The following is a 10,703-nucleotide window of genomic DNA, read 5'->3' on the forward strand; positions in this document are numbered from 1 at the left end:
AGACCGCGATAGCAGGTTTTGGGGCCGCTTCGCAGCCCAGCGCGGGGCAAGCCCGCTCGCCACAACAAGCCCCCTCGCCACAGCCAGTCAGCCGCAGCTCTATAAAATCTGACGATCAAGGCTGCCACACCGTTTTCTCCCCACTCAACTTACGATCCAGAAACGTCGCCGCGCTGATCAACGCCAAATGACTCAAGGCCTGCGGGGTGTTGCCCAAGTGTCGCGCCTGGCTGTCGAATTCCTCGGCATACAATCCCAGCGGGTTGGCATAGCGCAGCAGTTGCTCGAATTCCAGATGGGCCTTTTCCACTTGGCCTGCGCGAGCCAGGCATTCGACGTACCAGAATGAGCAGGCAGTAAACGCTCCCTCAGTGCCTTGCAGGCCATCAATCTGGCTGTCGTCATTGCGGTAGCGGTACACCATGCCGTCGCGCACCAGGCTTTTTTGGATGGCCTCCAGGGTCGACAACCAGCGTGGGTCGGTGGCCGCCACGAAGCGCACCAGTGGCATCAACAGCATCGAACCATCCAGGGCGGTGCTGCCGATGTGCTGCACGAAATGCCCGCGCTCCTCGTTCCAGAAATTGTTCCAGATATCTTCATATATCGCCTGGCGGGTCTGGTCCCAGCGGGCGAACGGTGCTGGCAGCGAACGTTTGGAGGCCAGGCGGATCGCGCGGTCGAGGGCGACCCAGCACATCAGCCGTGAGTGCAGGAAGTGATGTTGCTCGCCGCGCATCTCCCAGATGCCGACGTCTTTCTGGTTCCAGGTCTCGCACACCTGATCGACCACTTCCAGGGTGTGTTTCCAGCCCTCATGGGAGATGGCTTCGCCGTACTTGTTGACCAGGTACACCGCGTCCATCAGTTCGCCAAAAATATCCAGTTGCACCTGGTCATAGGCCTCGTTGCCAATGCGCACCGGTTGCGCGCCGCCATGGCCGCTGAGGTGGGTCAACTCGGTTTCCGGCAACTGCTGGCGGCCGTCGATGCCATACAGGATGTTGATTTTCATCGGCTGCCCGCAGCAATCGCTGACGCGCCCGCGCAACCAACGCATGTAGTCATTGGCTTCCTGGACAAAACCCAGGCGCATAAAGGCGTAGACAGTGAACGAGGCGTCGCGGATCCAGGTGTAGCGGTAGTCCCAATTGCGTTCGCCGCCGGGGGTTTCCGGCAGGCCGAAGGTGGCCGCAGCGAGGATCGCGCCGTGTTTGCGTGAGGTCAGCAGCTTGAGGGCCAAGGCCGAGCGATTGACCATTTCCCGCCAGCGCCCGCGGTAGTTGGACTGCGCCAGCCAGCCGCGCCAGAACGCCAGGGTGCGCTGCAGGCACAGGTCGGTGCCGCTGCTGTCGACGCGCACATCGTCCAGGCTGCCAAGGACAAATTCGGCACCCTGATCCTGATCCAGGGTAAAGCAGGCGACGGCGGCATCGTCCTCGATTTTCATCGGCAGGCTGCTGGCCAGGCGCAGGCTGGGCAGGCCCGGCGCCTCGAAGCACACATCAGCGTTATCCGCCGTGGCCCGAGTGGGCGCCCGGGCATAGTCATGACGTACCGCGCAGCGCATATGCAGGGTGGCCTTGCCGCTGACCACCCGCACACGGCGGATCAACAGGGGCAGGTCATCGACGTCATCGCTGATGCTCAGCAGGTCGGTGATTTCCACCACCGCCTCATCGCTCAGCCAGCGGGTTTGCAGGACATTGGTGTCCGGCAGGTAGATCTGCTCCCGGCGCGCCTGGGGCAGGTCCGGGGTCAGTTGGAAGATCCCGGCGGCGGGAGAGTCCAGCAGTGAGCAGAAGATCGATGGGCTGTCGAATTCCGGCCAGCAGAAAAAGTCGATGCTGCCTTGGTCGTTGATCAGCGCCGCACTGCGCATATCGCCGATGATGCCGTGGGCATCGATGGCGCTTTGAGATTCGTTTTTCAGATCAACCATTGTCTTTGAACTCCGGGTAGAGACTCATGCCACCGTCGATAAACAAGGTGCTGCCCACCACATAGTCGGAGGCATCGCTGGCCAGCCAGACCACGGCGTTGGCCACGTCTTCGACGTCGCCGACGCGGCCATAGGGGATCAGTTTCAGCAGCGCCTGCTCGGCATCGCCCTCGGTGGCGGCGCGGTTGATCGCCGTGCGGATCGCCCCCGGCGCGATGCCGTTGATGCGGATCCGTTGGTGGCTGACTTCCTGGGCGAGGCTGCGCATCAACATTTCGACGCCGCCCTTGGAGGCGGCGTAGTTGACGTGGCCAGCCCATGGGATCAACTGATGCACCGAGCTCATATGGATGATTTTGCCGGCGGCCCGGGATACGCCTGCTCGCACGCCCTGGCGGTTGAAAATGCGCAGGGCGGCACGGGCGCAGAGGAACTGCCCGGTGAGGTTGACGCCGATCACCGTATTCCACTGCTCAAGGGTCATGTCGCTGATGGCGGCGTCTTTTTGCAGGCCGGAATTGGCCACCAGAATGTCGAGATGACCGAAGGCGTCCAGGGTCTGCGCAAACAGGCGCTCGACGTCGTCCTCTCTGGACACATCGGCGCCGATGGCCAGGGCCCGGCCACCGCCCTGGTTGATCTGCGCCGCCAGGGCCTGGGCGGGCTCTGCCTGACGGTTGTAGTTCACCACCACCGCCGCGCCGGCCGCGGCCAAAGCCCTGGCGGCGCCCGCGCCGATGCCGGAGCTGGCGCCGGTGACCACGGCCACTTGTTGTTCCAACGAGATGCGCATTGTCCACCCAACCTTTTTTCCAGGAGTCCATTGAGCTGACTGACGGTGCGCGGCACAAGTTCAGTGGTTTGTCTGGAATGCGACGATGGCTGTCTATATCTATCGTTTTCGCCAAAGGGCTTTTAGTTAGAATCACCGGCTTAACGACGTGAGACGCTGCCCATGACAACTGCGCACCGGCCCTGGCTTGAGGCTTATGCCGACAACTACCGCAACGACGAAGTGGTCCATCCCCATTGTCATACCCAGGCGCAACTGATTCACGGCGTCACCGGGGTGATGGTGGTCAGTACGGCCCAGGGCAGTTGGCTGGTGCCGTCCGGGCATGCGTTGTGGGTCCCGGCCGAGACGCCCCACGAAATTCGCATGGCCGGCGAGGTGCATATGCGTACGTTGTTTCTTATGCCCGAGGTGGAGCCTAGCCTTGGGCGCACTTGTCAGGTGATCGAGGTTTCAGCGCTGCTGCGGGAGCTGATCGTGGCCGCCACACTGATTGCCGGTCAGGTCAACAACCCGCGCCTGCTGGCGATGGTGGAGTTGATCCGCATGGAGTTGCTGGCCGCGCCGGTGGTGGCCATGCACGTGCCGGTGCCCGGCGACGCACGGCTGGCCAAGTTGTGTACGCGGTTTATCCGCAACCCGGCCGATGACAGCAGCCTGGAGTCCTGGGCCGACACCCTGAACATGAGTGCGCGCACCCTTAGCCGGATTTTCCAGCGTGAGCTGGGCATGAGCTTTGGCGAATGGCGCAAGCGTGCGCGCCTGGCGTTGAGCTTGAAGTTACTGGCCCAGGGCGCTTCCATTCTGGAGGTAGCGCTGGAACATGGTTATCAAAGCCCAAGCGCGTTCAGTGCGATGTTTCGTCGTTCGCTGGGGTATCCGCCGAGTCATTTCCGCCCCGGGGCCTGATGTTGCTTCATGTAACCCTATTGTCCATTTGGCGACGATACATGGCCCTGGCGCGGGCGAATCTGCCAGGGCGCATGCCTAATCTGCAAAGCTCATTCTTCAGCGAGCTTTGTGATGCCCAGCCTTGTCGTTCATCCCCCCACTAGCAATCGATTCCCGGCAGCCCTGACCCTGCTTTTGCTGGGCGCGCTGGCCGGATGCAGCGGCCTGCCCGACGAACCAGCAGCGCAGTTGATGGCCCAGGCGACAGCGCAATTGTCCAGCGGGTCGGCAACCCAGGCGCTGCCCCAGCGCTGGTGGCAGCTTTACCGCGACCGGCAACTGGATCTGTTGGTCGAGCAGGCCTTGAACCACAACAAAGACCTTGAGGCCGCCGCCGCTCACGTTGACGCGTTGCTCGCCCGCCTGGAGCAGGTTGACAGCCAGCGCCAACCCTCGACCTTGCTGACTTACGGCGTGGGCTACGGCCGCAGCCGCGACGACCAGACCCTGGCCCAGGCAACCGGTGAACGTGCCGATGCCGAGTGGAGCCATGCTCCCGGATTCTCCCTGAGCTACACCCTGGACCTGTGGGGCGAAGTGCGTTATCGCCTGGCCGCCGCTCGCGCCAATGCGGATGCGGCGCGGGCGCTAGAAGATGAATGGCGGGTGATGGTGGCCGCGCAGACCACACGGGCCTATGCCCAGGCGTGCGTCTATGCCTTCAGCAGCCTGGCGCAGCGTCATTCGGTGCAGGTGTTGGAGCGCAGTGTCGAAGTCACTCGCAAACTGCAGCAGGCCGGTGCGGCCACCGCCCTGGATCTGGCGCGCCTCAATGGCCTGCTGGAAGAAACCCGTGCCCCGTTGCCCATGTTGACTGCCCGCCATCAGGCAGCCCTGTATGAGTTGGCCGTGCTAAGTGGCATGCGGCCCCAGGACGTAGCACGCAACAGCTGTGCCCGGCCCCCGCAATTGCAGGCGCCGCTGCCCGTGGGAGATGGCTGGGCGCTGGTGCAGCGGCGTGCCGATATCCGGCGTGCCGAGCGCCAATTGCAGGCGGCCACGCTGGCCATTGGCGTCGCACGCGCCGAGTTGTACCCGCGAGTGACGTTCGGTGCTGCACTTGAGTCTTCGGCGAGCAGCCTGGGCAAGTTGGGGGACAGTGAGGCGCTGGTGTATTCCGTGGGGCCGTTGCTGTCCTGGCGCTTTCCCAATCGCGGTGTCGCCCAGGCCCAGGTGGGGCAGCGCCGGGCCCAGGCGCGCGAGGCCCAGGCGCGTTTCGACGCCACGGTGCTCAGCGCGTTGAAGCAGGTCGAACAAGCCCTGGCGCTGTACCAGGGCGAGCAGCAGCGCCGCCAGGCCCTGCAAGCCGCGCTGGACAACAGCCAGCAGGTATTTGAGCTGGCTACCCGCAGTCATCGGGCCGGTGCCCTCGATGCCCTCCAATTGCTCGACAGCGAGCGCAGCCTGGTCAGCCTGCAGGCCACCCTGGCCCAGGCCGACCTGCGCTTGATCAACCGCCAGATCGACCTGTTCCAGGCTCTGGGTGGCGGCTGGCAACGTGACGATCAACCCCAACCCTTACCCCTTGCTGCCCTTGGAGCCAAGCCATGAACCAGGCTGTTGAACCCGCCATCCTGCAATCCACTCCCAGCTTGATGCAGCGCCATCGCCGCGCACTGCTCACAGGCGCATCCCTGGCGACGCTGCTGGGGGTGGGGCTGTTTGCCGGGTATTGGTGGCAGTGGGGGCGATTCCTTGAAGAGACCGACGATGCCTACGTGCGCGCCGACTGGGTCGCGGTCAGCCCGCGCATCGCTGGCTACGTGGCTCAGGTGCTGGTGGAGGACAACCAGCCGGTCAAGGCGGGCGATGTGCTGGTGCAACTGGATGACCGAGACTTTATCGAACAGTTGCGCAGCACCGAGGCGAAGTTGCAGCAAGCCCGGGCAGCGGCGACGGCGCGCCAGTCCAGCCTGCATACCCTGAACGCACGGTTGGGCGAACAGCAGCAACGCATCGCCCAGGCCCAGGCGGCCTTGAATAGCAGCGAGGCCGAGGCCCATCGTGCTCGCCTGGACTACCTGCGTTATCGCGATTTGGTGGACCAGCAGATTGCTACCCGTGAGCGCCTGGAAACTGCCAGTGCCGGCCAGGCCAAGGCGCTGGCGGCGGTTAACCAAGCCCACGCCCAAGTGGCCCGGCAGCAGGCGCAGTGCCAGGTCCTGCAGGCGCGTCGCCAACAGGCCCAGGCGCGTATCGCCGAATCTCAGGCTCGGGTGGGCGAGGCCCAGGCCAATCTGGCCCTGGCCCGCAATGCCTTGAATGACACGGCGATCCGCGCGCCGTTCGACGGGGTCGTGGGCCAGCGCAAGGTCCGTCGCCAGCAGTATGTGATGCCAGGCCTGCCGTTACTGGCGGTGGTGCCGGTGGAGCAGGCCTATGTGATCGCCAACTACAAGGAAACCCAGTTGCAGCACATGGCGCCGGGGCAATCGGTGGATATTGCGGTGGACAGTTTTTCCGGCCAGCGCTGGCGCGGCCAGGTGGAAAGTATCGCGCCCGGTTCCGGCGCGGTGTTCGCCTTGTTACCGCCGGACAACGCCACCGGCAATTTCACCAAGATCGTGCAGCGCTTTCCGGTGAAGATCCGCCTGGTCGTGGACGCGGCCAATGCCCCCGCGATCTTGCCGGGGATGTCGGTGATCGCCACGGTGGATACCCGTCCGGCCCGCCAGCAGGACAGTTCCCATGGGGGCTGATGCGCGCAGCACTTCGACGGTATCGTTTCGCGCCTGGGTCGCGGTGATCGGTGGTCTGTTCGGTTGCTTCATGGCTGGCATGAACGTGCATGTCACCAGTGCCGCGCTGCCGGAAATCGAAGGGGCCCTGGGGGCTACGTTTGAGGAGGGTTCGTGGATTTCCACGGCCTACCTGGTGGCGGAAATCATCATGATCCCGCTCACCGCGTGGCTGGTGCAGGTGTTCTCGTTGCGTCGGGTGATGCTGTGGGGCTCCGGGGTCTTTCTGGTGGCCTCGGTGGCCTGCTCGATGGCGCCGAACCTGCCGGTGATGATCATCATCCGGGTGATCCAGGGGGCGGCGGGGGCGGTGCTGATTCCGTTGTCGTTCCAGTTGATCATCACTGAACTGCCCGCCAGCAAGATCCCGTTGGGCATGGCGCTGTTCAGCCTGGCCAACAGTGTGGCCCAGGCCGCAGGGCCGTCTATTGGTGGCTGGCTGACCGATGTCTATTCGTGGCGCTGGATCTTCTACCTGCAACTGTTCCCCGGCATCGCGCTGTTGGCGGCAGTGGCCTGGTCCATCGATCGCCAACCGATGAACCTGGGGTTGTTGCGCCAGGGCGACTGGCTGGGCATCGCGTGCATGGTGCTGGGCCTGGGCGCGTTGCAGATCGTGCTGGAGGAGGGCGGGCGCAAGGATTGGTTCGGCTCGGCCTTTATTGTATGGATGAGCCTGGCGGCGGTGGTCGGGCTGGCAGGGTTTATCAGTCGGCAACTGTGGGGCAGCAAAAGCTTTATCAACCTGCGGTTGTTGGCGCACTACAACTTTGGCGTGGCCAGCGTGGCGATGTTTATCTTCGGCGCCAGTACCTATGGCCTGGTGTTTCTGGTGCCCAACTACCTGTCCCAGATGCAGGGCTATAACGCCAGCGAAATTGGCATCAGCCTGATTGCCTACGGCATGGTGCAACTGGTGCTGGCGCCGTTCCTGCCACGGCTGATGAAGTGGTTGAGCGCGAAAATCCTCGTGGCTTCAGGTTTCGCGATCATGGCGTTGGGCTGTTGGATGGGCGCGCATTTGTCGGCAGACAGCGCTAGCAACGTGATCATCCCCTCGATCGTGGTGCGCGGCATCGGCCAGCCGTTGATCATGGTGGCGCTGTCGGTACTGGCGGTGCATGGGCTGGCCAAGGCCGAGTCTGGCTCCGCTTCGGCGGTATTCTCGATGTTGCGCAACCTGGGTGGCGCCGTGGGCACGGCCTTGCTGGCACAGTTGGTAGTGGTGCGCGAGCAGGTGCATTCGGCGCGGATCGGTGAGTCGCTGAACATTTTCGAGCCAGCCTTGCAGCAACGCTTGCCGGGCGGCGGTTTGCTACAGGAACAATGGCCGGAGCACCAGCAGGTGCTGGGGTTGCTGGACCAGGGTGTACGGCACCAATCCTTCTTGATGGCTTACAGCGATGCGTTCTACCTGGCGTGTGTGGCGCTGACGTTGTGTGCGGTGGCGGCGCTGTTGTTGCGGCGAACCTGAGCCTCGTTTCCGAGGGGTAGGTGTGGTGAGAGGCTTATTGTGGAGAGGGGCCCTGTTGTGGCGAGGGGGCTTGTTGTGGCGAGGGGGCTTGTCCCCCGCTGGACTGCGCAGCAGGCCCATTTTTTGGGGTCGCTGCGCAACCCAGCGGGGGACAAGCCCCCTCGCCACAACAGGCCCGCCTTGCCACCGCAGTCAGGCCACAGGTTTCAACCCCCGAAGCAGCAAATCCAAGCCTTGCAGCGCTTGCTCCAGGCATTCATCCGGGTGTTCGGCGTGGGCAATCCATTGCGCCGTATCCACCAGGCTGCCGTTGATCAACCGGGCCAGCGCCAGGCTGGGAGCCTGTTCAATCCATCCGGTTTGCATCAACCCCTCCAGCAGCCGGCGCAAGGATTCGATGCATTGCTGCTGGGCACCGACGTCAGCACCCAGTACCGCCGGTGCATCTTGCAGCACAATGCGCTGGATTTCCGGGTCCTGGGCCATGCGCAGATAAGCGCGGCAGCGTTCGCAAAAACCATCCCAGGGATTTGCGGCCTGGGCGCTGATGTGTTGCAGGTGCTCATCCATTTCGCCGTCGAGTTGCGCGACGACCGCCGCCAGTAGCCCTTTTTTGTCGCCAAAGTGATGGTACAACGCCCCTCGCGTGAGCCCGGCGCGGGCGGTGAAATCGTCCATCGAGGTATTGGCAAAACCTTGGGTCGCAAAGGCGTGGCGGGCGCTGGCTAGCAAGCGGGCGCGGGTTTCTTCGATCATCTCGGCGCGGGCTCGGCTCATGGAAAACGCTCGTTCTAGTCGGATGGGTAGTTGACATACGCTGCGTATGTTACTCATGATTTGTCACATACGCACCGTATATCTTTTGCCCGGATTGCATTGAATGGCAAGCTCCAGGGCTCCCAGCAAGAGGTCACGCACCATGGCAAACCCCTACGCCGAGTTGTTCCAGGCGCCAGGTTCCAGGGCTTTTGTATCGGCCGGCATGCTCGCGCGCATGCCGATTTCCATGACCGGTATCGGGTTGATCACCATGTTGTCCCAACTGCGTGGTGGTTATGGGCTGGCGGGCGCGGTGGCGGCCACCTTTGCCTTGGCGACGGCGTTTTGCGCGCCCCAGGTTTCACGGTTGGTAGACCGTTACGGCCAGGGCCGCGTATTACCGGTGGCGGCCATGATTGGCGGGGGAGCGTTGCTGCTGCTGTTGCTGTGTACCCGCTTGCAGGCGCCGGATTGGACCCTGTTTATCTTTGCCGCACTGGCCGGTTGCATGCCCAATATGTCGGCCATGGTGCGTGCGCGCTGGACCGAGATCTATCGTGGCCAGCCCCGTTTGCAAACCGCCTTTGCCTTGGAATCGGTGCTCGACGAGGTGTGCTTTATCCTAGGTCCACCGATATCGGTGGGGCTGTGCGTGCTGCTGTTTCCCGAAGCCGGGCCGCTGGTGGGGGCGATCTTGCTGGCGGTCGGTGTAACCACCTTCGTTCTGCAAAAACAGACTGAACCGGCGATTCACGCTCAGCTTGAGCAGCAGGGCCGCTGGTTGATTACCCAGCCTTCGGTATTGGTGTTGATGATCCTGCTGATGGCCATGGGCACTATTGTCGGTGTGGTGGACGTGGTCAGCGTAGCGTTCGCCCAGCATCAGGGCCAACCGGCGGCGGCGAGCATTGTGCTGTCGGTGTATGCCATTGGCTCGTGCCTGGCGGGGCTGGCTTTTGGTGCGTTGAAATTGCATATGCCGTTGCCCCGGCAGTTCCTGCTCTGTGGCCTGGCCACGGCGTTGACCACGCTGCCGTTGTTGTGGGTGGGGGATATCCTCGGGCTGGCGCTGGCGGTATTTGTGTCCGGGCTGTTTTTTGCGCCGACGCTGATTGTGTCCATGGCGCTGGTGGAGCGGGTCGTGCCCCCCAGCCGTCTGACCGAAGGCATGACCTGGCTGATCACCGGCCTGAGCATCGGCGTGGCCATCGGTGCGGCAAGTTCCGGCTGGATGATCGATCAATATGGCGCTCCCAGCGGGTTCTGGGTGGCGCTGATGGCCGGTGCGGTGGTGCTGGCGGCCGCCGTGTTGGGCTACCGCCGCCTGGGATGAGTCACCCCAGGGCGGGGTGAATATCCGTAGCGTGATGACGCAGGAACTCGTTCAACGCCTGGCGCGTCAGGTCGTTGAGCGTGACCTTTTTCTGCGTCGCCGCCAGCGCCGCGGCCAGGTGCAGATCATGGCCGACCCGCACATTGAATGAGCCTTTGCAGGGCTTTTCCGGTGCCTGGCCGAGTGTCTGGCATGTAGCCAGGTAATCCTCCACGGCTTCGCGAAAGGCCGCTTCCAACTGGGCCACGGTCTGGCCTTCGTAGCTGACCAGGGCGCGGATAAACAGCAGCTTGCCGAACAGGCAATTGTCCTCGACGCTGGCTTCTATGGAGCCGATGTAGCCTTTGTGTTTCAACTGGTTGCTCATTGAAGCAAGCCTCCTGATTCCAACTGTTCAATGATCTGGCGCCGAATGTAGTGTTTCAGCTCATTGCCAGGGTGGGGCTTGTGCAGGGTGATCATTGCACTCGGGTCGCCGATGTCGAACTTGACGCGGCTCCCAGCCCCTTCGATTTGTCGATAACCCAGCCAGCCCAGCAACGTGATGAGCTCAGGCCAGGTAAATGCCATCTGCAGGTTGAGCAGTTTGGCGAGCAGCTTTTCATTTTTGGACACGGCGTTCCCTGCGTGTAACTAAATGTAGTTGCAAATGTGGTTGTGCGTCAATGATAGGACCTCTTCGCGGGCTTCTCCCGGCTTTGATGTAACGCCCG

The 10,703-nt window shown here is 63.1% G+C and carries 10 protein-coding genes; 5 read left to right on the top strand and 5 right to left on the bottom strand.

The window, feature by feature from the left end:
* Positions 1 to 115 precede the first annotated feature (115 nt).
* Together JTY93_RS09855 and JTY93_RS09860 are read right to left on the bottom strand one after the other, a co-directional pair.
* On the bottom strand, positions 116 to 1,942 hold the full coding sequence (locus tag JTY93_RS09855; protein WP_205477781.1) for a glycoside hydrolase family 15 protein: 1,827 nt from the start codon (positions 1,940 to 1,942) through the stop codon (positions 116 to 118).
* Entirely contained in the window at positions 1,935 to 2,735 is an 801-nt protein-coding gene (locus JTY93_RS09860; RefSeq protein WP_205519001.1) for a glucose 1-dehydrogenase, read from the bottom strand. The genes JTY93_RS09855 and JTY93_RS09860 overlap by 8 nt, the downstream gene beginning before the upstream one ends.
* Positions 2,736 to 2,897: 162 nt before the next feature.
* On the opposite strand from JTY93_RS09860, the gene JTY93_RS09865 reads away from it, so the two are divergent.
* From JTY93_RS09865 to JTY93_RS09880, 4 genes are all read left to right on the top strand, one after another.
* Entirely contained in the window at positions 2,898 to 3,644 is a 747-nt protein-coding gene (locus JTY93_RS09865; RefSeq protein ID WP_205477783.1) for an AraC family transcriptional regulator, read from the top strand.
* 114 nt (positions 3,645 to 3,758) lie between these two features.
* Positions 3,759 to 5,237 carry an efflux transporter outer membrane subunit gene (locus JTY93_RS09870; protein WP_205477784.1) on the top strand — a complete coding sequence of 493 codons (1,479 nt, stop codon included), beginning with the start codon at positions 3,759 to 3,761 and terminating at the stop codon, positions 5,235 to 5,237.
* Positions 5,234 to 6,385 (top strand): HlyD family secretion protein, encoded by a 1,152-nt coding sequence (locus JTY93_RS09875; RefSeq protein WP_205477785.1) that lies wholly within the window; start codon positions 5,234 to 5,236, stop codon positions 6,383 to 6,385. The genes JTY93_RS09870 and JTY93_RS09875 overlap by 4 nt, the downstream gene beginning before the upstream one ends.
* On the top strand, positions 6,375 to 7,898 hold the full coding sequence (locus JTY93_RS09880) for an MDR family MFS transporter (protein ID WP_205477786.1): 1,524 nt from the start codon (positions 6,375 to 6,377) through the stop codon (positions 7,896 to 7,898). The genes JTY93_RS09875 and JTY93_RS09880 overlap by 11 nt, the downstream gene beginning before the upstream one ends.
* 192 nt (positions 7,899 to 8,090) lie before the next feature.
* Here JTY93_RS09880 and JTY93_RS09885 read toward each other — a convergent pair whose 3' ends face one another.
* Positions 8,091 to 8,675 (bottom strand): TetR/AcrR family transcriptional regulator, encoded by a 585-nt coding sequence (locus tag JTY93_RS09885; RefSeq protein ID WP_205478401.1) that lies wholly within the window; start codon positions 8,673 to 8,675, stop codon positions 8,091 to 8,093.
* Positions 8,676 to 8,817: 142 nt separating this feature from the next.
* Here JTY93_RS09885 and JTY93_RS09890 point away from each other — a divergent pair, with 142 nt between their 5' ends.
* Positions 8,818 to 9,990, top strand: coding sequence for an MFS transporter (locus JTY93_RS09890; protein ID WP_205478404.1), 1,173 nt, complete (start codon positions 8,818 to 8,820; stop codon positions 9,988 to 9,990).
* A gap of 1 nt (position 9,991) precedes the next feature.
* On the opposite strand, the gene JTY93_RS09895 is transcribed toward JTY93_RS09890, so the two are convergent.
* Positions 9,992 to 10,357 (bottom strand): type II toxin-antitoxin system HicB family antitoxin, encoded by a 366-nt coding sequence (locus JTY93_RS09895; RefSeq protein WP_205478406.1) that lies wholly within the window; start codon positions 10,355 to 10,357, stop codon positions 9,992 to 9,994.
* Positions 10,354 to 10,605, bottom strand: a complete 252-nt coding sequence (locus JTY93_RS09900; RefSeq protein WP_169997548.1) for a type II toxin-antitoxin system HicA family toxin — start codon at positions 10,603 to 10,605, stop codon at positions 10,354 to 10,356. The genes JTY93_RS09895 and JTY93_RS09900 overlap by 4 nt, the downstream gene beginning before the upstream one ends.
* Positions 10,606 to 10,703: the final 98 nt, after the last annotated feature.

It is taken from the genome of Pseudomonas hygromyciniae (assembly GCF_016925675.1).
GTDB lineage: Bacteria > Pseudomonadota > Gammaproteobacteria > Pseudomonadales > Pseudomonadaceae > Aquipseudomonas > Aquipseudomonas hygromyciniae.

What these genes read in the sequence shown, in the direction of transcription:
- JTY93_RS09855 (WP_205477781.1), bottom strand. Translation starts at nt 1,942, where the DNA reads ATGGTTGATCTGAAAAACGAATCTCAAAGCGCCATCGATGCCCACGGC.
- JTY93_RS09860 (WP_205519001.1), bottom strand. Translation starts at nt 2,735, where the DNA reads ATGCGCATCTCGTTGGAACAACAAGTGGCCGTGGTCACCGGCGCCAGC.
- JTY93_RS09865 (WP_205477783.1), top strand. Translation starts at nt 2,898, where the DNA reads ATGACAACTGCGCACCGGCCCTGGCTTGAGGCTTATGCCGACAACTAC.
- JTY93_RS09870 (WP_205477784.1), top strand. Translation starts at nt 3,759, where the DNA reads ATGCCCAGCCTTGTCGTTCATCCCCCCACTAGCAATCGATTCCCGGCA.
- JTY93_RS09875 (WP_205477785.1), top strand. Translation starts at nt 5,234, where the DNA reads ATGAACCAGGCTGTTGAACCCGCCATCCTGCAATCCACTCCCAGCTTG.
- JTY93_RS09880 (WP_205477786.1), top strand. Translation starts at nt 6,375, where the DNA reads ATGGGGGCTGATGCGCGCAGCACTTCGACGGTATCGTTTCGCGCCTGG.
- JTY93_RS09885 (WP_205478401.1), bottom strand. Translation starts at nt 8,675, where the DNA reads ATGAGCCGAGCCCGCGCCGAGATGATCGAAGAAACCCGCGCCCGCTTG.
- JTY93_RS09890 (WP_205478404.1), top strand. Translation starts at nt 8,818, where the DNA reads ATGGCAAACCCCTACGCCGAGTTGTTCCAGGCGCCAGGTTCCAGGGCT.
- JTY93_RS09895 (WP_205478406.1), bottom strand. Translation starts at nt 10,357, where the DNA reads ATGAGCAACCAGTTGAAACACAAAGGCTACATCGGCTCCATAGAAGCC.